The following is a 20,458-nucleotide window of genomic DNA, read 5'->3' on the forward strand; positions in this document are numbered from 1 at the left end:
GTATTTTCGATTCGATTCTGATATACACATGAAAGACAAGAAGATAAAAAACAAGAAAGTCCTTATTGTAGATGATGAGAGAGATATTATTGAACTTCTCTCTTACAATTTAGAAAAGGAAGGATTTCACACAAAATCTGCGAAAAGTGGTAAGGAGGCTCTTACATTAGTTGAAAATTTTATCCCAGATGTAATTCTTCTTGATATAATGATGCCCGACATTGATGGCGTTGAAACATGCAGACGACTCAGAGAAATGCCTGATCTAAAAAATACATTTATAATTTTTCTCACAGCGCGATCAGAAGAATATTCAGAAGTAGCAGCTTTTGATGTTGGTGCAGACGATTATATTACCAAGCCAATTAAACCAAGGGCATTATTAAGTCGTTTAAATGCAATATTCAGAAGAGAGGATTCTAAAGAAGACAGCTCAGACATATTAACTTTTCCCGGTTTAGTTATTGACCGAACTTCATATAAAGTAATTAGGGATGGAGAAGAAATTAGTCTACCAAAAAAAGAATTTGAATTACTTTATTTTTTAGCTAATAACCCACTTAAAGTTTACAATAGAGATGAACTATTAAAAAACATTTGGGGCTCCGATGTATTTGTACTTGCTAGAACAGTTGATGTTCATGTAAGAAAAGTAAGAGAGAAAGTTGGACAAGATTATATCAAAACAATAAAAGGGGTTGGCTACAAATTTGAACAAGAGTAAACAGTCGTTACTGGTGAATTCTAAAATTATTTCTTTACTTATTGGTATCTGTGTAGCTCTAATAAGTGTGGCTTTTATTTCTTTATGGGGTGATTTTGACACTACAACCCATGTGGTAATTGTACTCGTGACATTTGCAAGTTCCTATCTACTAAGCTATATAGTCCTAGAGTTTTTATTCATAAAAGAACTTGAAAAAGTCTATGAGATTCTAGAACATATGAAGGGGGAAGACTATAGCTTATTAAAAGAAGACCTCGGTAAGAAATCAAGCCCCTTTGGCAGACTGTATGACGAAATTTACAGCTTTGCCTCTATTAAAGAAAGAGAAATTGAAGAGCTGAAAAAGCTGGAACAGTTCCGAAGAGACTTTCTTGCTGACGTTTCCCATGAATTGAAAACTCCAATTTTTGCTGCCCAGGGTTTTGTTCATACATTACTCGATGGAGCAATAAAAGATAAAACTGTCAGAACTAAATTTCTCAAAAAAGCCGCCAAAAGCCTCGATGCTTTAGATAACCTGGTCCATGATTTACTTACCCTTTCACAAATGGAATCAGGAGAAATCAGGATGCACTTCGAAAACTTCAACATTTATCACATGTGTGAAGAAGTAATTGATGAACTTGAAGATAAAGCAGAGAAAAAAGACATTAAAATTGGCTTCTCAATAGATTCTGAACCCAACCTTATGGTTTATGGTGATCAGAGAAGGCTTTATCAGGTAATTCTTAATCTAGCTTCAAATGCGATAAAATATACAGAAGATGGTGGTAAAGCTGAGATAATTTTAAAAAGAAAAAATGGTGAAGCTTATATCGGAATAAAAGATAACGGCATAGGAATCTCAAAAGAACATACCCACAGAATATTTGAAAGATTTTACAGGGTGGAAAAAAGCCGAACTAAGAAAAAAGGTGGTACTGGCTTAGGTTTAGCAATTGTAAAACACGTTGTTGACGGCCATAATCGAAAAGTTCAACTCGAAAGTACTCCAGGAAAAGGAACTTTGTTTTTCTTTACGTTACCTTTGGCAAAAAAAGGAGATAGCAATCACCTGGTTAAAGGAAAACAAATTACAAATGAAAAAATTTGATATAAGAGATTCAATAGTTTATGAGGATGACGATTTATTTATAATTAATAAACCCCCTCATATATCAACACTTGAAGACAGAACCTCTAATGTCAATATTTTAACACTAGCAAAAGAATATTGTGAAGGTGCACAAATATGTCATCGATTAGACAAAGAGACCTCAGGGGCATTAATTATTGCAAAAAATCCCGAAACATATCGCCACGTCTCGATTGCTTTCGAAAAAAGAAAAGTTAAAAAAGTTTATCATGCCATTGTCGATGGCTTGCATGAATTTAAAGATCTAGAGGCCACAGCTCCAATTAAAATATTAAAAAAAGGAATTGTGTTTATAGATTTTAAAGAAGGAAAAGACGCTCTCACTTATTTTGATACTGTTGAAGCCTACAAAAATCATACTCTTGTTGCATGTCGTCCAATAACGGGAAGGATGCACCAGATACGGGTACATTTAAGTTTTCTTAAAGCACCGATCACAAGCGATGAAGCTTATGGTGGAAAACCGCTTTATTTAAGCAAGCTGAAAAAAAATTATAACATAGGTAAACATGAAGATGAATCACCATTGATTCAAAGGGTAGCACTTCATGCCTATAAAGTTTCATTCGCCGATCTAACAGGTAAAAACATAAAGATTTCAGCTCCATATCCAAAAGATTTTGCTGTAGCAGTCAAACAATTGAGCAAAAACAGGTGATTATCAAACTATTTCACCGATATTTGCCTCCTATTGTTGGAATTCAAAATTAATACGTCTATCTTTGTGTCCCTTTTTGGAGGGGACCATATATGTATTGGAAAATTTAAAGCTTTATAAAAGTGGATACATTGAGTTATAAAACTATTTCAGCGAATAGTGAAACAGTTAACAAAGAGTGGGTTATCATTGACGCTGAACAACAAGTATTAGGACGTTTTGCAAGTGAGGTTGCAAAAATGATCAGAGGGAAGAACAAAACGAACTTCACTCCACATGCTGATTGTGGGGACAACGTAATTGTTATTAATGCAGAAAAGATCAATCTTACAGGTAAGAAAATGACTGCTAAACAATACGTTCGTCACACTGGACACCCGGGGGGACAGCGTTTCGCTACTCCGAAGGAGTTGTTAGACAAGAAGCCGGAAAGAGTATTGGAAATGGCAGTTAAAGGCATGTTACCTAAAAACAGATTAGGCCGTAAGATTTTCAGTAATCTTTATGTTTACGCGGGAACAGAACATCCGCATGAAGCACAAAAACCGAAAGAAATTAAACTTTAATAATTAATGGAAGTAATCAATACCATAGGAAGACGTAAAACTTCTATTGCGAGAATTTACGTGACGCCCGGTAAAGGTGAAATCACCGTTAACGACAGAGCTCTTGACGAATACTTCCCATCTGGTATTCTTCAGACTATAGTTAAACAACCTCTTGTACTTGTATCAGAGGATGGAAGCTATGACGTGAAGGCTATCCTTGATGGTGGAGGAATCGCCGGACAAGCTGAGGCATTACGCCTTGCTATTTCTCGAGCATTAACCGAGATCAATCCGGAGCACAGACCTGCGTTAAAGAAGGAAGGTTTCCTTACAAGGGATCCAAGAATGGTCGAAAGAAAGAAATACGGCCGTCGCAAAGCGAGAAGAAGATTCCAGTTCTCGAAACGTTAATCCTGATAACAGGACTAAGAAAATTAAAATATTGTTAATTAAACTACTCAATGGCAAAACTAGAGTACAAAGACTTATTGGATGCTGGTGTCCATTTCGGACATTTAAAGAGTAAGTGGAATCCTAAAATGGCTCCATACATTTTCATGGAGAAAAACGGGATCCACGTTATAGACCTCAACAAGACTTTAGCAAGTCTTGACGAAGCATCCCACGCGTTGCGTAACATTGCACGCTCAGGAAGAAAAATCATGTTTGTTGCTACTAAGAAACAAGCAAAAGGTATCGTAGCTGAAAATGCTAGAAAATTAAAAATGCCTTACGTTACTGAGCGTTGGTTGGGAGGTATGCTTACAAACTTCGCAACTATCAGAAAATCACTTAAGAAAATGTCTGGTATCGATAAGATGATGAAAGAAGAAGCTTATCTGAACCTGGCTAAAAGAGAGCGTCTAATGATTACTCGTGACAGAGAAAAATTAGAGCGAGTTTTAGGTGGTATCGCAGATTTAACACGTCTGCCTGCAGCGCTATTTGTAGTAGATATAAAGCGTGAGCATATTGCTATCAAAGAAGCACAAAAGCTCAATATTCCAGTATTCGCATTGGTGGATACCAACTCTGACCCCACTCTAGTTGATTATCCAATCCCTGCTAACGATGACGCTTACAAATCTGTAGAGCTTCTAATTGGTCATATCGCAACAGTAATCGAAGAAGGATTAATGGAGCGCAAGAAAGACAAGGAAGACTCTAAAATGAAGGATGAGGAAAACAAGAAGCGCGCCGTTGACGAAGGCGAAAAAGTAAACGAAGGTGCTGATAAAGAATAATGGCACTTTAAAATAATATATTAAATTGAACATTGAAGGTCTTCTTTCGATGTTCAATTTTTTTTAATAGGATCTAGATCTCTTATATAAACAAGATAATCATGGCTGTTACTGCAAAAGAAGTTAACAAACTAAGACAAATGACCGGTGCCGGTATGATGGACTGTAAAAAGGCATTGGTTGAAGCTGACGGCGACTTCGACAAAGCTGTCGAAATCTTAAGAAAAAAAGGTCAGAAAGTTTCTGCTAAAAGAAGCGACCGCGAAACAAATGAAGGTAGCGTTTTCGTAAGAACTAATGATGATAAATCTAAAGGTATTATCATCGCTATTGGTTGCGAAACTGACTTCGTTGGAAAAAATGAAGAATTCATCAAACTTGGTGAAAGTATTACTGATGCAGCTTTCAACAATAACCCTGCTACTATTGACGAGCTTAAGCAAGTTAAAATTGGTAATGAAACTGTTGAAGATAAAATTACTGAGCTTGTAGGTAAAATTGGAGAGAAGATCGACATCCTTTCTTATGAAATAATGGAAGGTGAGCAAGTTGTTCCTTACGTTCACGCAGGTAACAAACTTGGCGTTCTTGTTTCTTTGAAAAATACAGACGGAAGTGACTTGACTGATGCTGGAAGAGACGTTGCAATGCAAATTGCTGCGATGAACCCTGTTGCTCTTGATAAAGATGGCGTTGATTCTGCAACTGTAGAAAAAGAAATCGAAATCGGTAAAGAGCAAGCTAGAGCTGAAGGTAAGCCTGAGCAAATTGTTGAAAAAATTGCTATGGGTAAACTTGCCAAGTTCTTCAAGGAAAACACTCTTCTTGAGCAAGCTTTCGTTAAAGATAATAGCCAATCAATTTCTCAATACCTAAACGGTGTTAAAAACGGATTGACTGTTTCTGAATTCAAAAGAATTTCTATCGGTTAATTTATTAGCTGGATTCAAGAAATATTAAAAAGCACTTCCTAAGAAGTGCTTTTTTTATTCATTCATATTATCTACAACAAATAACAAAGTATCAGTTACTCTTCCTGTTTCTTCCCAGACTTTAAGCTCACCACTATTATTGGTGAAGCTAAGATTACTTCCTGAAAAATACCTATCAATAATTTGACTTTCATAATTTACCGTGTTTTGATACCCTTCAACGGTAGTAGTTTGATCAAATTGAAACATTATCTGGCTTCCTGATACTGTTGCTAATCCTTTAAAAGTATTCAACCCTCCAGTGAATTCTGATGTTCCTGAATTAACAATAGTTAAATTTGCTCCTATATAATCACAAGTTGGGTAGTTAATTTCATTATCCTGATCAATCTCCCCTACTAACTTCCAGGTTGTGTTAAACAAACCAACTCCTTCCTCAATAGTTGTTCTTTGCACTGTACAAAAAGGCTCAGCTACCACACTTTCTAAATACGCAACACCTATTTCATTACCGTCTTCAGGGCATTCAACTTTAATATTTGCCGTAACCAAAAATAACTCTCCATTAAACTCTACTCCCTCTTCCAATGGATTACATATAAGCAATGTATCTACGATTTCAGTTCCCGTTGAATTATATAGATAAAAATCATACCCACTACCACTATTCTGCAATGCTCTTAGGTGCCTGCCAGATAAAGATTCTACATAAGGTCTTCTTGGGTCACAAATATCATATACACAGGGTTCATCATCAATTTTGTAACTCTCAGAACATCCAAAAACAATTACAAAAATGAATAAATAAAAAATTCTTAAATTTTTAATTAACATCTTCAATTCATTAATTCTTCTATATGATCTGCTTCAATCGGAATATCTTTCATCAAATCTACTATACCGTCCTTCTTTACCACGACATCATTTTCAAGTCTGATCCCAATCTCTTCATCAATCAAATATAAGCCAGGCTCGACTGTTATCACAGCATTCTCCTTCAATGGTTCTTCTGATGAAATTATATCATGAGTATCAATTCCAAGGTGATGACATGTGCCATGCATAAAATATTTACGATAAGCTGGATTCTCTTTAGTAGAGTTAGCGACTTCTTCCTTAGTTAATAATCCATTTTCATGTAATAACTCCTGAATAAATTCCCCAGCCTCTAAGTTTATGCTCTTTAGGGTTTTTCCTGCACTAATTATACTAAATGTGTATCTCTGTGCTTTTAATACTATATCATATATCTGCCTTTGACGTTTAGTAAACCTTCCATTTACAGGAACCGTTCTGGTAAGATCAGCACTATAGTGTCTATACCGTGCCCCAACGTCCATCAACACTAATGAACCGTCCTTAATTATTTTATTATTTCTAATATAATGAAGGATACAAGCATCTTTCCCAGAGGCTATTATTGGCTCATATGCAAAACCTTCTGCGTTATGTTTTAAAAACTCATAATAATATACTCCTTGTATTTCGTTCTCTGTCTTTCCGGGTTTTATTTGTTTCAATACATTTTTAAAGGCATCTCCGGTGATATTACAAGCTTCTGACATCAATTCAATTTCCAGCTCATCTTTTGCTCCTCTTAAATCTTGAAAAACCTTATTTACCACCTTGATTTCTTTCTTAGGAAATAAGTTTCGAGCACTTTCTAAAAATCTCTTATTATTACTAAATACCTCAGGAGCCGTCCTTCGTGGATAGTCATCCAATAAACTAAGAGAATTGAAACTATTTATTTCAGTTGCAAAATCTTCTTCAAATTCCTTTACCCATTTAATTTCACTAATGCCACTAATAGAAGATGCCTCTTCCTTTGATAGTTTTCTTCCTTCCCAGATAATTGTATGATCATCCGAATATCTAATATATAAGGTCTCAAAAACATTACCATTATCTTTTTTAATAACCAGAATCGTTTGCTCCTGAATAATGCCAGTTAAATAATAAATATTTGAATCCTGTACAAAAGGATAGTTGCCATCTGCATTGGTTGGCATCAGGTCATTACTTTTTAAAACTGCAATTGTCGAATCAGACAGATGTTCAACAAACCTTTTTCTCCTCCTGATATAATACTCCTTATGTTTATCCATTATTCTTTTTCTTATTGGCTTTTTTATATCGCTTTAATAATTTATTTAAATCCGGTTGGCCGGCATTAACCCAACATGTAAACCAGAAATCACCTATGCTGTTTATTGATTTAATCATTTGTCTTTCTACCATACCATTCAAAAGTTTATGATATTCACTCGAAAGTTCGAATGAAGGCCTTTTCACTTCAACATTATTTCTTAAAGTAACACTATAGTGAGATGACTCGTCAATATTTTCTTTCGCCTTTAACTCAGCTTTAAAAACAAGATCAAGTTGTTCATGACTATCTCCAATTATTCTCCAGATTTCGAGTTGAGTCTTCTGAATATACTTTGCTTTTCTTGGTATTAATGAAAAATCTTTAAAAAACAATTCAGGTAATCGCGTTTCCCAAAATGAATGTATCCCTTCCTGCCCTGTTAACTGGCCATTATAGTTAATTGTAGTGTGAAGTGGCACATGCGCATCGCCAATATAATGCCCTAATTCGGCAGAAAGCTGAATTATCTTATCAACATTTTTTTCTTTGAAAGCTAATGTAAGTCTATTACACATTCTTTCAACATGCCAAGGTAAGATTCCATAGGCATTCAGCGTGTCTTCAGAAAGTGAATCAACAGCATCACTCCAGTATTTTGGCAACAGAAATACAGCAGAATCACCATAGGCATCTGCGTCCAGATAATGTCGCGGAGCCTCTTCAGGCACAGAATGCCTTCGTTTATCAGGATCTACCGAATGCTCGCTTAAATAGGAGGAAAAATGCTTGTAAAACTTAATCATCTCAGGAGGTAAAGTGAGCACTGCTCTCCTGTTTATTTCTCTGTGAGCAAAGAATCCCCATGAAAAAATCAGGGATGGTAAAAGAATCAGTATAACTATACTTAACCAGGATTTCAAGCTTCTATTAATCATCTAAAAATATCTCAATTTCAATGTGATAACTCTCTGTAATATGTGCCTAAAATATTCATTATTGCTCATAAAATTCATTACCTTTGTAACCAATTGAAAAAAAGGAGATTAATTTTATACAGAAAATGCAAATAGTACTTTGTGTTTATAAAAAAATTCGTACATTTGCACTCCTAAATTTGAAACAAGATAAAGTATAGATAAATGGCAAATCATAAGTCGGCATTAAAGAGAATTCGTTCAAGCGCTGCTAGAAGATTGAGAAACCGTTATCAGCATAAAACTACTCGTACGTTTATCAAACGTCTGAGACATACTAATGATAAAGCTGAAGCACAGGAACTTTTCAACAAGGTTTCTTCAATGATTGACAAGTTAGCAAAGAAAAATATCATTCATGATAACAAAGCAGCTAACCAAAAGTCAAAATTGAGAAAATTTGTTAACGGCTTAGCATAATTTAAGCTGTTCTTAAAATATTTAAGCTTTGCCTAAATTCAGGCAAGGCTTTTTTTGTTTCCCGATATTTTGAGATCCACAAAAAGCCCAATTAGCCGTTTACCTTGCATTTTTTATAATGCCATTCGTTATTTGCTCGAATGGAAGATCAACACCTCAACATACGGAGCTGGGCTGAAGAAGACAGGCCTAGAGAAAAATTACTTACCAAAGGCAAATCGGCCTTAAGTGATGCCGAATTATTAGCAATCCTTATCGGATCAGGAACAAGGTCAATGTCAGCGGTGGATCTCTGCAAGAAAATTCTTTACAGTACTGACAATGATATAAACAAACTGGCTAAAATGACTATTGCCGAACTTATGCGCTTTAAAGGCATTGGTGAAGCTAAAGCTATTAGTATTGTAAGTGCTCTTGAGTTAGGCAGAAGAAGAAAGCCTGAAGGGAAAAATATCTCGCGAATTACATGCTCTACTGATGCCTTCAATATCCTCTCACCTTTAATGAAAGACCTACCTCATGAAGAGTTCTGGATAATTTTACTTAACAGACAAAACGGGGTTATAAAAACAATAAAAACAAGTAGCGGAGGTGTGTCAGGCACAGTCGTTGACCCAAAAATTGTTTTCAAAATGGCTGTTGATCATACCGCCTCTGGTGTAATACTATCCCACAACCATCCTTCCGGAAACCTAAAACCTAGTCAGGCAGACCTTCAACTCACTCGTAAAATCAAAGAAGCAGGAATACTTCTTGAAGTTCCCGTACTTGACCATCTGATAATTACAAATAATGGCTATTTTAGCATGGCAGATGAAGGTGTTTTATAATTAATCAGATATGAAATTCAAGATAATAATTATTGTTTCTATAGTATTTCTTATTGGTCTTACAATCTTCAATATGATGGGAGGAAGCAAAAAAAGCTGGGAAAACTGGAAAGAAGAAAGACACCAGTTTTTTACAAATTCCCAGAACTCTCCTTTCAATGAAGCAAAGATCGAATTTAAAGGCCTCAACTATTTTGACTATAATGAAAGTTTTGCTATCAAAGCTACACTAAGTCCGATTCGACCTATAGAGCCAGTAAAAATAAATAGCACTTCCGGAGAAGAAATGACTTACTTTAAGTCTGCTAAGGCGTCCTTTGAAATTGACAACACTCCATTTGAAGTAATCCTGTTTACTTTAACAAAAGACTCTCCTGATGAATATCATCTTTTATTTACCGATGAGACTAATGGCGTATCTACATACGGCGGAGGAAGGTATATCGAAATTCCTTTTAAATCTGCTGGAAAAGTCTTAATTGATTTTAACAAATCTTACTTTCCTTACTGTGCCTATGTGCATGATTACAGCTGCCCAATCCCTCCAGGAAGCAATCATCTTAATATATCTGTGAATGCAGGAGAAAAAGAATAAGAATAAAGTCATATGATTGATATTTTTTATGCTTTCACAAAGGATATTGTTTAATTTTGAGTTTTTAAAATCAGATTAAAATAAAATCATGAAAATTTCGCTTAACTGGCTGAAAGAATATATAGATATTAATGATTTCACAACTGAAGAACTTGAAGAAATGCTTACGCAAACGGGTCTTGAAGTTGAAGGAATTGAAAAATTTGAAACAATAGAAGGTGGCCTTGAAGGTGTTGTTGTAGGAGAAGTTCTTACATGTGAAAAACACCCTGATGCTGATAAACTGAAGATTACTACCGTTGATATTGGCGAGGAAGAACCGTCAACAATTGTTTGTGGCGCACCAAATGTTGCTGCCGGACAAAAAGTCTTAGTTGCTACGGTAGGAACTACATTATATCCTGAAGGAGGAGAACCATTTAAAATCAAAAAAGCAAAAATCAGGGGCCAGGAATCTTTTGGTATGATATGCGCTGAAGATGAACTAGGAATCGGTCATTCCCACGATGGAATAATGATTTTAGAAACAGAGCTTCCAAATGGCACTCCCGCATCAGAATATTTAAACATCAAATCGGATCAGGTAATTGAAATCGGATTAACACCGAATAGATCTGACGCAACCTCTCACATTGGTGTTGCAAGAGATATTCATGCAGTTACAGGCAATGCTGTTAAATGGCCTGAGACATCAGAATTCCCTATTAGCTCTGAAGAAGCTCCTATTAACGTTGTTGTTGAGAATAAAGAAGCATGTCCTAGGTATGCAGGTATCACAATTAAAAATGTTAAAGTTGGATCTTCTCCGGATTGGCTTCAAAATAGTCTTCTTGCAATTGGATTAACGCCAAAAAACAATGTTGTTGATGTAACAAACTTTGTTTTACATGAAATGGGTCAACCTCTTCATGCATTTGATGCATCAGTAATTGCAGGAAATGAAGTCAGGGTAAAAACTCTTCCTTCAAATACTGCTTTTACCACTCTCGATGATGTGGAAAGGAAACTACATGAAAATGACCTGATGATATGCAATGGTAATGATGAAGGAATGTGTATTGCCGGAGTTTTTGGAGGTAAGAAAAGTGGTGTATCTGAATCTACTGACACAGTTTTTCTTGAAAGCGCTTATTTTAATCCAAACTACATTCGATCTACCAGCCAACGTCATCTATTAAAAACTGATGCAAGCTTTAGGTTCGAAAGAGGAACAGATCCTAATATTTGCGTTTATGCCCTAAAAAGAGCCGCACTTCTAATTTCAGAGCTTACAGGAGGTAAAATCACTGGTAAAACAATTGATATTTATGAAACCCCGATAATTCCTGTGCAGATTGATGTTAAATACAAAAACATTGACAGGTTAATTGGAATAAAAATAGATAGAAACAGAATTAAAGAAATTCTTAATCGACTGGAAATAAAAGTATCTGATGAAACCGAAACCGGATTTACAGCTACGGTTCCAACGTACAGAGTTGATGTAACGAGAGAAGCTGATGTTATTGAAGAGATTGTAAGAATCTACGGATTGAATAACATACCTCTTAACGAAACACTAAGCGCTGATTTCCTAAGTAGTTTTGACGAAAAAGATCCGGGTAAAATTTATACAACTACTGCCCATTATCTTGCCAGTCTTGGATTTCATGAGATAATGTCTAATTCATTAACAAAACCTCAATACGCTGAATCTGTAGAAGATTTAAAAAGTGAGGAAGATGTTGTTATTCTAAATAAGCTAAGTGAAGATCTTGGCGTGATGAGACAAACATTATTATTCGGAGGGCTTGAAGCAATTGCCAGAAACCAAAACAGAAAGCAACAAAACCTTAAGTTATTTGAATTAGGGAAAACTTATAAAAAAACTGAAAAAGGATACTCGGAAGGTTATAAGTTAGCTCTTTTTGTAACTGGTGATTCAAAAGAAGAAAACTGGCAGGGTAAAGCTGTTCAATCTGATTTTCATTGGCTTTTTGGGAAAGTGATGACAATCCTTGAAAAGTTTAACTTCAATACAATTACTAAGGAGCGAATCTCTGACGGGATCCTGGCTGATGGCCTTTCAATTTCAGTTAACAACAAGCTACTGGTTAAGTTTGGTATAGTTAAAAATGAGCTAACATCAATTAATGAGGTAAAAATACCTGTATGGTATGCTGAGTTTGACTGGGATATGATGTTAAAGCTTAAAGACAATAGCCTGAAATATGATGAAATCTCAAGATTCCCTGAGGTAAGAAGAGACCTTTCTTTGGTTATAGATAAAAATATATCTTTTGATGATCTTGCTGCTACTGCTTATAAAGCAGAAAGAAAACATCTGAAAAACATAAACGTGTTTGATGTTTACGAAGGTGATAAGATTGAAGAAGGTAAAAAAGCATACGCTCTTAGTTTCATTCTTGAAAATAAGGATAAAACTCTGACAGACAAAATGATAGATCAAAGTATGAATAGATTGATCAAAGCCTTTGAAGAGGAGAATGGCGCATACATCAGAAAATAATTCTTTGATACTGTGTATTTATTTAATAAGTCTGTATATTAAAGTCTAGTATTCTGTTCAAACTGATACTTTGTAATTGCTAATGGTGCAGGAAGACGTAGAGTATGCATTAAACTCTCTGGAGCGTAAAATAAAACTCCTTCAAACTGCTTACAGAAAGCAGGAAGATGAGCTGCATTCGCTACGAAATGAGAACTCATCATTAAAAAGGCAAATAGAAAGTAAAAACGATGAACTAGATGCATATAAAAATAAATTAAAAATTAGTAGTATTGTAGACGGTATTCTGTCTGAAGGGACTGATACTACTGAGTTGAAAAGCAAATTAGATCAATATATATCTGAGCTCGACAAATGCATAGAGGCGTTGAGCGATTTTGAACAATAATGGCAGAGCTGTTATCCATAAGAATTAAAATTGGTAACAGGGAGTACCCGATGAGAGTACACCCGGAAGATGAACAGCGAATTAGAAAGGCGGGTAAGCTTCTTCACGATAAATTGAAGGCTTACAGAGACCGTTTCGGACTTGATGATATGCAAGACCTATTAGCGATGGTAGCTTTTGATGTTATGGCTGATAAGCTTAAAATCGAAGCATCATCTGGTCAAGTTACAGAATCAGCTCTGCATAGAATCCAAAACCTGAATAAAGTCTTAGATGAAACTCTAAGCGATACAGATATATAATTCAATTTCTTCAACTTTCATCCCTTTACATTCAGAATACAGGATATAAACTATAAAACCTGTAAAACTATGGACCAATTGGTGATACCTGTTTTTGCCGCTTTGGCAGGATTAATAATCGGATATGTCATCGCTAATTTCTTATTAAAATCTTCAAACAATAAGAAAATTAAAGAAGCAGAAGAAGTTGCATTGGCTAAATTAACTGAGGCCAAATCAGAGGCAGAGAGAATCAAAAAAGAAAAAATTCTAGAAGCAAAAGAAAAATACCTTAAACTGAAAGAATCTTTCGAAGAAGAGGTTAATAAGAAAAAGAATCAAATCATCACTAATGAAAATAAGCTTAAACAAAGGGAGTCTACTATCTCTAAGCAGTTTGAGCAAGTAAAAAGAAAAGAGGATGAACTTGATAAAACTAAGGAAAGCCTTGAAGAGCAACTGGAATTTGTAAGGAAAAGAAAAGAAGAACTTGAAAAAACCAGACAACAGCAAGTAGCAATTCTAGAAAAAGCAGCTAACCTTACTGCTGATGAAGCTCGTGAGCAGTTAATTGAAGCTTTAAGAGATGAAGCGGAAACAAAAGCTAATTCATATATCAAAGATATTATTGAGGAAGCTAAGCTTACTGCCACAAAGGAATCTAAGAAAATTGTCGTTGAAGCAATTCAAAGAACCGCTACTGAACATGCAATCGAAAACTGTGTCAGTGTATTCAATATTGAAAGTGATGATATTAAAGGTAAGGTTATTGGTCGTGAAGGTAGAAATATCAGAGCGCTTGAAGCTGCAACCGGAGTTGAAATTATTGTAGATGATACACCAGAGGCAATAATTATTTCAGGGTTTGATCCTGTTCGTAGAGAAATTGCAAGGCTTTCACTTCATAGACTGGTTCAGGATGGTAGAATCCACCCAGCACGAATTGAAGAAGTTGTGGCTAAAACTACCAAGCATATAGAGGAAGAGATAGTCGAAATTGGTGAAAGAACTGTTATTGACCTTGGAATACATGGTCTAAATCCGGAACTGATCAAATTGGTTGGAAGGATGAGATTCAGATCTAGTTATGGTCAGAACCTTCTTCAACACTCTAGAGAGGTTGCAAAGCTTTGTGCTACAATGGCATCTGAGTTAGGAATTAATGCTAAACTTGCCAAAAGAGCAGGTCTCCTACACGATATTGGTAAGGTATGGCCAGAAGAGCCGGAACTTCCGCACGCTATCCTGGGTGGTGAACTGGCAAAGAAATACAAAGAACATCCTGAAGTGGTTAATGCAATTGCAGCTCACCACGATGAAGTTGAAATGACTTCCCTGATATCTCCAATAGTACAGGCTTGTGACGCAATTAGCGGCTCAAGACCAGGCGCAAGACGAGAAATCATGGAATCATACATTAAACGATTAAAAGAGCTTGAGGAGCTTGCATTAAGTTTCAGTGGGGTTCAAAAGTGTTATGCTATACAGGCAGGACGCGAACTAAGGGTAATCGTTGATGCTGAAAATGTTGGAGATGATGCAGCAGGTAAATTATCATTTGATATTTCTCAAAAAATAGAGAAAGATATGCAGTATCCTGGTCAGATCAAGGTCACTGTTATCAGGGAAATGAGATCTGTCAATTACGCTAAATAATTACTCATCAAAATATTCTTAAGCCGGTTAAATACCGGCTTTTTTATTTTTGTATTATTTTAGCTTATAGTTACTCAATAAACTCAGACTTATGAATAAGATTTTTCTATCACTAATAACCATCTTTTTAACTACCATCATATCTGATGCTCAAATTTTACATAATGATTTAAAGACAACAAGAGCAGATAGTTTACGTGGAGGACTTAGAGCTGAGCGTACTAGTTATGATGTAAAATATTATCACCTGGACATAAAAATTAACCCGGAAGAAAAATCTATTGCCGGCTATAATCAAATCACATTTAGAGTTGTCGAACCTACAAGTAGAATTCAAATAGACTTATTTGATAACCTAAAAATAGACAGTATAAAACTGGACGGTGAACTGTTAAAATATACAAGAGAATTTAACGCGGTATTTATTGACCTACCATCTGAATATACTATCAATGAAGTCAAGTCTCTATATTTTTATTATTCAGGAAAACCTACAATCGCAAAAAAAGCTCCTTGGGATGGTGGATTTGTATTTGATAAGACTCCATCCGGAGATCATTTTATTGCAGTTGCTTGTCAGGGATTTGGTGCTTCATCATGGTGGCCAAATAAAGATCATCAAAGTGATGAACCGGATAGTATGTTAATTAGCATTGCTATTCCCGAAGGCTTAAAAAACATATCTAATGGTAGATTCAGAGGCGTTGACTCCTTAGCAAATGGATATAACAGATGGAATTGGTTTGTGAGTAATCCAATTAATAATTACGATGTAACTGTTAATATCGCTGACTATGTTCATTTCAGTGATACATACAAAGATCTGGATCTTGACTATTGGGTACTTCCGGAAAACCTTGAAAAAGCAAAAGTTCAATTTGAGGAAGTCAAACCGATGATGCAATGTTTTGAGGAGAAAATGGGCTTCTATCCATTCAAAGAAGATGGGTATAAACTAGTTGAAACTCCATATCTCGGCATGGAACATCAAAGTGCAGTAGCCTATGGCAATAAATATCTGAAAGGATATCTTGGTCATGACTTGTCAGGTTCAGGAGTTGGTTTAAAATGGGACTTTATAATCATTCATGAGACAGGTCACGAGTGGTATGGAAACAGCATCACTTCATCAGATATAGCTGACATGTGGATTCATGAAGGCTTTACTCAATATACAGAAGTGATATATACTGAATGCCGATGGGGTTATGAAGATGCTATGACCTACATAAATGGTCTGAAAAGAAACGTACAAAATGACATACCAATTATTGGCCCTTACGGTGTCAATAAAGAAGGTTCAGGAGACATGTATCCTAAGGGAGCATTATTTTTAAATACCTTGAGGCATGTGGTTAATAATGATGATTTATGGTGGAAAACGTTCAAAAGCTATACTTTAGACCATAAAAAATCTATTGTTAACACAGTAATCGTTCAAAGTTATTTCGAAGAAAAACTTAATATGGATTTAGAGCCTCTGTTTAATCAATATTTAAGAACCACAGATATACCGGTTCTTGAATGGAAGAAAAATGGAAAGAAATATGAATATCGTTGGACGAGAGTAGTAGACGGATTTAACATGCCGGTAGATGTCATTATAGGAAATGAAAACAAAAGGTTAACTCCAACGACTACCTGGCAAAAATTAAAGCTGGATGATAATGATGTAAATATCGATGTCGCTACTGGTCAGTTTTATATCTTCACAAAAGAAGCAGCTAACTAAACTAATAAAATTGCACAAATAAAAAAGGCTTGAGACGGACGTCCCAAGCCTTTTTAACTATTTATAAATAGTCTTAGGCTAATACATTCTTCATTGTTTCTCCAATATCAGCAGGAGATTTCACTACGTGAATACCACACTCAGCCATAATCTTCATCTTAGCTTCAGCAGTATCATCTTTTCCACCGATAATTGCACCAGCATGCCCCATTCTTCTACCTGGAGGCGCTGTCTGTCCAGCAATAAATCCAACAACAGGCTTCTTGTTTCCTGTTTCTTTAATATACTTTGCAGCTTCTGCTTCGTAGTTTCCTCCGATTTCACCAATCATTACGATTGCATCAGTTTCAGGGTCTTCCATAAGCATTTGCACTGCTGCTTTAGTTGGAGTACCAATAATTGGGTCTCCACCAATACCAATAGCAGTAGAGATTCCTAAGCCAGCTTTTACGATCTGATCAGCAGCTTCGTAAGTAAGAGTACCAGATTTAGAAACAATACCAATTCTACCAGATTTGAAAACAAATCCAGGCATAATTCCTACCTTAGCCTCACCAGGAGTAATTACACCAGGACAGTTTGGTCCGATAAGAACAACATCTTTATTACTGATATAATCTTTAACAGTGATCATATCTTTAACCGGAATTCCTTCCGTGATAGTAATTATTACTTTGATTCCAGCATCAGCTGCTTCCATAATAGCATCAGCTGCAAATGCTGGTGGAACAAAGATAATTGATACATCTGCTCCTGTTTCCTTTACAGCGTCAGATACAGAATTAAATACCGGCTTACCCAAATGAGATTGACCACCTTTTCCAGGAGTTACACCTCCCACAACATTTGTACCGTATTCGATCATCTGTTCTGCATGAAAAGAACCTTCAGAACCGGTAAAGCCCTGAACTATAACTTTTGAATCTTTATTTACTAGTACGCTCATATCTGCTATTGTAAAATTTTGGTCACAAAAATAGGGCATCAAGACCCAATATCAAAAGTTAACGATTTATAATTCATTCTTGGCCCTAAAAAATAAAGAAAGTTATTATCTTCATTTCAATCATTCTAAATCGTTTGTGGTAAATGAAAAAAATTGTAACTAAAGTTTTTTTAGGTCTCATTGTACTGGGCACAATTCTAGCTTTTTCTATTTTCTTATGGTTAAATTCCTTTAGCCCTGATTATGAGGAATCTAAACAAATCTCAACTTTGTCTGACTCTGTTAAAGTTATATACGACCATCATGGTGTCCCTCATATCTATGCAAAAAATGAAATTGATGCATACCGGGTATTAGGTTATACCCAGGCAAAAGACAGGTTCTTCCAGATTGATCTTTTCAGAAGAATTGGTAGCGGAACTTTAGCCGAATTATTTGGAAAAGATATGCTAGAGAATGACAAGTTTCTTCGTGCTCTGCAAATATCAAATCATGCTGAAAAAAGTATAGAGAAACTTAACCCAAATTCACCGTGGGCCAAAGGAATGGAAGCTTATGTGGAAGGGGTAAATGAATATATAAAAGAAAATAAGCCGATAGAGTATTACTTATTAGGAACAGATCCAAAGCCATTTACTATTAAAGACATTTACCACGTGACAGGTTACATGTCCTTTTCATTTGCTATGGCGATTAAAACCGAACCAATACTTCAATACGTTAAGTCGGAATTAGGAAATAAATATTTCGAAGGACTAGCTGTAAATTTTGATTCTTCAGCAATCTCAATCGAATCGAATATAACAACAAATGATTCTTCTGATTTTAAAGCAATTGCATTATCAATAAGTGAAAAGATAAATGAATTGTCCCTTCCAATGTTAATTGGGTCAAATTCATGGATCGTATCAGGGAAAAGATCTTCAACAGGATCTCCTATTTTTGCAAATGATCCACATATCAGCTTTTCACAACCTGCTATTTGGTATGAAGCGCATATAGTCACACCCGAATTTAACTTTTACGGCAGCCACTTACCTGGTGTTCCATTTGGAATAATTGGACATACCCTAAGGCATACATGGGGATTTACTATGTTTGAAAATGATGATATGGATCTTTATCTCGGAAGAAAGGCTTCTGATAATTCATATTCATACAAAAATGAAGACATGAAATATGAATTAATTCATGAAACATTTAATGTTAAAGGAGATAGCACAATTACTAAAACATACAGAAAGACAATACATGGCATAGTGATAAATGATGTTGTAGAAGAATTAAAAGATCAACAAAACCCGATTAGTTTATGGTGGGTTTATTTAAATTTTGATGATCAATTAATGAAAGCTTGTTATAACTTTTCACATTCATCTAATCTTAAAGAAATAGAATCAGCAATAGAGTTAGTCCATGCTCCTGGTTTAAATGTGATGTACGCTGATACTTTAGGGAATATTGCATGGTATGCAGCTGCAAAAATTCCGAACAGATCAAATCAAGGCAATTCAAAAATATTTCTGGATGGAGTAACCGGAAAAGATGATATCCTGAATTATTACCCATTCTCTGTAAACCCAAAATCAATAAATCCTGAGTCTGGCTACGTTTATTCGGCAAATAACCAGTCTTTATCTCCTGTTGATTCAATTACAATACCTGGATACTATTTGCCAGATGATCGAGCATATAGAATCAAGAACTTATTAAATGAAAAAGAAATAGTTGACATTGGCTATGTACAGAAAATGCAACTTGATAATTATAGCCATACTGCTCATCTATTAAGTAAATGGATGTCAGAGTATGCAAAAGGAAACCTTAAAACTGAATTAGAACAGTTTAATGGAAAGTATAACAGAACTTCAACAACTGCTTCTAAAGTCCAATTTGCAATTAATAAGCTATCAGAATTTGTTTTTAAGGATGAATTAGGAGATAAGTTATATAAAAGCTTTTTAGGTACACATGTGTATAAGCGTTCTATTGAGCGAATCATCACTGAAAGAAATTCAGTCTGGTTTGACAATATTAACACTGAGGAAATCGAAACACCTGAAACTATAATTAATAAAATAATCACCATGGTAAATGATAGAGATTTCAAAGAATGGCAAAAAGATCATATACTAACTCATGAACATCCAATTGGAAGTCAAAAACCCTTTGATAAACTTTTCAATGTTGGTCCTTTCGAAGTAGGTTCTACAAACGAATCACTAAACAATTATCTATATAGTTTAAATACATTTCCTTATAAAATACATGCAGGACCTTCAATGAGGAAAATCGTTAATCTTTCGGATGTGCCGCACTCAGTAAATATTATTCCAACAGGTCAATCCGGAGTTTATGGAAGTCAGTGGTATGATGATCAGGCAGAAATGTATGTCAATGGACAATGGCGTCCAATGTTAATGACAAAAGAGGAAATTACATCTAACTCATCTTATGCTAGTGAATACTATCGGTAACTAATAAAAATATTAATCCCACTAAGGCCTTATCATTTTGATAAGGCTTTTTCATTTAAATCAATACATTCATAAACTAAGAACATAATAAAACTAATCTCAATATGCACAACTGATTATCCATAGTTTAACAGACTTTTCTGGCAGGTGTCATGGCAGGTGTAAAAAGAGATAGTGTAAGTGTGAGTATTGAGGCGATTAGTACTATAAAAATCAGGGCATAAAAAAACCCTCACCGGAATCCGATAAGGGTTTTGATAATAAAATGGCCCCATGACGAAGCTAAAAGCTTGTCAGGACTTTCAGGATGATAC

At 35.3% G+C, this 20,458-nt stretch carries 20 protein-coding genes; 16 read left to right on the top strand and 4 right to left on the bottom strand.

Translation table 11 applies throughout. The annotated features are described in order from the left end of the window. Positions 1 to 28 precede the first annotated feature (28 nt). From HH304_RS14220 to tsf, 7 genes are all read left to right on the top strand, one after another. Entirely contained in the window at positions 29 to 724 is a 696-nt protein-coding gene (locus HH304_RS14220; protein ID WP_169682775.1) for a response regulator, read from the top strand. Positions 725 to 737: 13 nt separating this feature from the next. Then, positions 738 to 1,820 carry a sensor histidine kinase gene (locus tag HH304_RS14225; protein ID WP_333908758.1) on the top strand — a complete coding sequence of 361 codons (1,083 nt, stop codon included), beginning with the start codon at positions 738 to 740 and terminating at the stop codon, positions 1,818 to 1,820. Further along, the gene (locus tag HH304_RS14230; protein ID WP_169682779.1) at positions 1,807 to 2,520 is read left to right on the top strand and encodes an RluA family pseudouridine synthase; all 714 of its coding nucleotides are present in this window, start codon (positions 1,807 to 1,809) and stop codon (positions 2,518 to 2,520) included. Before HH304_RS14225 ends, HH304_RS14230 begins: the two co-directional genes overlap by 14 nt. 122 nt (positions 2,521 to 2,642) lie before the next feature. Next, positions 2,643 to 3,086: a 50S ribosomal protein L13 gene (rplM, locus tag HH304_RS14235; RefSeq protein WP_169682780.1), complete on the top strand. Its 444-nt coding sequence runs from the start codon at positions 2,643 to 2,645 to the stop codon at positions 3,084 to 3,086. A 6-nt stretch (positions 3,087 to 3,092) separates the two neighbouring features. Beyond that, positions 3,093 to 3,479, top strand: a complete 387-nt coding sequence (rpsI, locus tag HH304_RS14240; protein WP_169682782.1) for a 30S ribosomal protein S9 — start codon at positions 3,093 to 3,095, stop codon at positions 3,477 to 3,479. Positions 3,480 to 3,529: 50 nt separating this feature from the next. Continuing rightward, positions 3,530 to 4,312, top strand: a complete 783-nt coding sequence (gene rpsB / locus HH304_RS14245) for a 30S ribosomal protein S2 (RefSeq protein ID WP_169682784.1) — start codon at positions 3,530 to 3,532, stop codon at positions 4,310 to 4,312. Between the two features lie 101 nt (positions 4,313 to 4,413). Beyond that, on the top strand, positions 4,414 to 5,244 hold the full coding sequence (tsf, locus tag HH304_RS14250) for a translation elongation factor Ts (protein ID WP_169682786.1): 831 nt from the start codon (positions 4,414 to 4,416) through the stop codon (positions 5,242 to 5,244). Between the two features lie 54 nt (positions 5,245 to 5,298). Here tsf and HH304_RS14255 read toward each other — a convergent pair whose 3' ends face one another. From HH304_RS14255 to HH304_RS14265, 3 genes are read right to left on the bottom strand one after another with little or no spacing between them, the layout of a single operon-like run. After that, a complete protein-coding gene (locus tag HH304_RS14255; RefSeq protein ID WP_169682788.1) occupies positions 5,299 to 6,078 on the bottom strand; it encodes a hypothetical protein in 780 nt (259 codons plus the stop codon). 2 nt (positions 6,079 to 6,080) lie between these two features. Next, positions 6,081 to 7,352: an aminopeptidase P family protein gene (locus tag HH304_RS14260; protein ID WP_169682789.1), complete on the bottom strand. Its 1,272-nt coding sequence runs from the start codon at positions 7,350 to 7,352 to the stop codon at positions 6,081 to 6,083. Then, positions 7,345 to 8,271 (bottom strand): zinc dependent phospholipase C family protein, encoded by a 927-nt coding sequence (locus HH304_RS14265; RefSeq protein ID WP_169682791.1) that lies wholly within the window; start codon positions 8,269 to 8,271, stop codon positions 7,345 to 7,347. The genes HH304_RS14260 and HH304_RS14265 overlap by 8 nt, the downstream gene beginning before the upstream one ends. Before the next feature lie 204 nt (positions 8,272 to 8,475). Here HH304_RS14265 and rpsT point away from each other — a divergent pair, with 204 nt between their 5' ends. The 8 genes from rpsT to HH304_RS14305 all read left to right on the top strand — a co-directional run bounded on the left by rpsT (position 8,476) and on the right by HH304_RS14305 (position 16,721). After that, a complete protein-coding gene (gene rpsT, locus HH304_RS14270) occupies positions 8,476 to 8,730 on the top strand; it encodes a 30S ribosomal protein S20 (RefSeq protein WP_169682793.1) in 255 nt (84 codons plus the stop codon). Positions 8,731 to 8,870: 140 nt separating this feature from the next. Next, positions 8,871 to 9,560, top strand: a complete 690-nt coding sequence (gene radC, locus HH304_RS14275; protein WP_169682794.1) for a RadC family protein — start codon at positions 8,871 to 8,873, stop codon at positions 9,558 to 9,560. 10 nt (positions 9,561 to 9,570) lie between these two features. Further along, positions 9,571 to 10,155 (top strand): DUF1684 domain-containing protein, encoded by a 585-nt coding sequence (locus HH304_RS14280; RefSeq protein WP_169682796.1) that lies wholly within the window; start codon positions 9,571 to 9,573, stop codon positions 10,153 to 10,155. An 88-nt stretch (positions 10,156 to 10,243) separates the two neighbouring features. Next, complete coding sequence (gene pheT, locus HH304_RS14285; RefSeq protein ID WP_169682798.1) at positions 10,244 to 12,664, top strand: phenylalanine--tRNA ligase subunit beta; 2,421 nt, start codon at positions 10,244 to 10,246, stop codon at positions 12,662 to 12,664. 82 nt (positions 12,665 to 12,746) lie between these two features. Then, the gene (locus tag HH304_RS14290) at positions 12,747 to 13,052 is read left to right on the top strand and encodes a hypothetical protein (RefSeq protein WP_169682799.1); all 306 of its coding nucleotides are present in this window, start codon (positions 12,747 to 12,749) and stop codon (positions 13,050 to 13,052) included. Next, a complete protein-coding gene (locus HH304_RS14295; RefSeq protein ID WP_169682801.1) occupies positions 13,052 to 13,354 on the top strand; it encodes a cell division protein ZapA in 303 nt (100 codons plus the stop codon). The genes HH304_RS14290 and HH304_RS14295 overlap by 1 nt, the downstream gene beginning before the upstream one ends. Before the next feature lie 69 nt (positions 13,355 to 13,423). Continuing rightward, positions 13,424 to 14,989: a ribonuclease Y gene (gene rny, locus HH304_RS14300; protein WP_169682803.1), complete on the top strand. Its 1,566-nt coding sequence runs from the start codon at positions 13,424 to 13,426 to the stop codon at positions 14,987 to 14,989. Positions 14,990 to 15,080: 91 nt separating this feature from the next. After that, a complete protein-coding gene (locus tag HH304_RS14305; RefSeq protein ID WP_169682805.1) occupies positions 15,081 to 16,721 on the top strand; it encodes a M1 family metallopeptidase in 1,641 nt (546 codons plus the stop codon). 73 nt (positions 16,722 to 16,794) lie between these two features. Here HH304_RS14305 and sucD read toward each other — a convergent pair whose 3' ends face one another. Beyond that, positions 16,795 to 17,667 carry a succinate--CoA ligase subunit alpha gene (gene sucD / locus HH304_RS14310; protein ID WP_169682807.1) on the bottom strand — a complete coding sequence of 291 codons (873 nt, stop codon included), beginning with the start codon at positions 17,665 to 17,667 and terminating at the stop codon, positions 16,795 to 16,797. Between the two features lie 143 nt (positions 17,668 to 17,810). Here sucD and HH304_RS14315 point away from each other — a divergent pair, with 143 nt between their 5' ends. Further along, positions 17,811 to 20,144 (top strand): penicillin acylase family protein, encoded by a 2,334-nt coding sequence (locus HH304_RS14315; RefSeq protein WP_169682809.1) that lies wholly within the window; start codon positions 17,811 to 17,813, stop codon positions 20,142 to 20,144. Positions 20,145 to 20,458 lie beyond the last annotated feature (314 nt).

Source organism: Marinigracilibium pacificum, from assembly GCF_012926615.1.
GTDB classification, from domain to species: domain Bacteria; phylum Bacteroidota; class Bacteroidia; order Cytophagales; family Cyclobacteriaceae; genus Mangrovivirga; species Mangrovivirga pacifica.

Excerpts from the sequence above, each read along its gene's own strand:
- HH304_RS14220 (WP_169682775.1), top strand. The coding sequence starts at position 29 with ATGAAAGACAAGAAGATAAAAAACAAGAAAGTCCTTATTGTAGATGAT.
- HH304_RS14230 (WP_169682779.1), top strand. The coding sequence starts at position 1,807 with ATGAAAAAATTTGATATAAGAGATTCAATAGTTTATGAGGATGACGAT.
- rpsI (WP_169682782.1), top strand. The coding sequence starts at position 3,093 with ATGGAAGTAATCAATACCATAGGAAGACGTAAAACTTCTATTGCGAGA.
- rpsB (WP_169682784.1), top strand. The coding sequence starts at position 3,530 with ATGGCAAAACTAGAGTACAAAGACTTATTGGATGCTGGTGTCCATTTC.
- tsf (WP_169682786.1), top strand. The coding sequence starts at position 4,414 with ATGGCTGTTACTGCAAAAGAAGTTAACAAACTAAGACAAATGACCGGT.
- HH304_RS14255 (WP_169682788.1), bottom strand. The coding sequence starts at position 6,078 with ATGTTAATTAAAAATTTAAGAATTTTTTATTTATTCATTTTTGTAATT.
- HH304_RS14260 (WP_169682789.1), bottom strand. The coding sequence starts at position 7,352 with ATGGATAAACATAAGGAGTATTATATCAGGAGGAGAAAAAGGTTTGTT.
- HH304_RS14265 (WP_169682791.1), bottom strand. The coding sequence starts at position 8,271 with ATGATTAATAGAAGCTTGAAATCCTGGTTAAGTATAGTTATACTGATT.
- rpsT (WP_169682793.1), top strand. The coding sequence starts at position 8,476 with ATGGCAAATCATAAGTCGGCATTAAAGAGAATTCGTTCAAGCGCTGCT.
- radC (WP_169682794.1), top strand. The coding sequence starts at position 8,871 with ATGGAAGATCAACACCTCAACATACGGAGCTGGGCTGAAGAAGACAGG.
- HH304_RS14280 (WP_169682796.1), top strand. The coding sequence starts at position 9,571 with ATGAAATTCAAGATAATAATTATTGTTTCTATAGTATTTCTTATTGGT.
- pheT (WP_169682798.1), top strand. The coding sequence starts at position 10,244 with ATGAAAATTTCGCTTAACTGGCTGAAAGAATATATAGATATTAATGAT.
- HH304_RS14290 (WP_169682799.1), top strand. The coding sequence starts at position 12,747 with ATGGTGCAGGAAGACGTAGAGTATGCATTAAACTCTCTGGAGCGTAAA.
- HH304_RS14295 (WP_169682801.1), top strand. The coding sequence starts at position 13,052 with ATGGCAGAGCTGTTATCCATAAGAATTAAAATTGGTAACAGGGAGTAC.
- rny (WP_169682803.1), top strand. The coding sequence starts at position 13,424 with ATGGACCAATTGGTGATACCTGTTTTTGCCGCTTTGGCAGGATTAATA.
- HH304_RS14305 (WP_169682805.1), top strand. The coding sequence starts at position 15,081 with ATGAATAAGATTTTTCTATCACTAATAACCATCTTTTTAACTACCATC.
- sucD (WP_169682807.1), bottom strand. The coding sequence starts at position 17,667 with ATGAGCGTACTAGTAAATAAAGATTCAAAAGTTATAGTTCAGGGCTTT.
- HH304_RS14315 (WP_169682809.1), top strand. The coding sequence starts at position 17,811 with ATGAAAAAAATTGTAACTAAAGTTTTTTTAGGTCTCATTGTACTGGGC.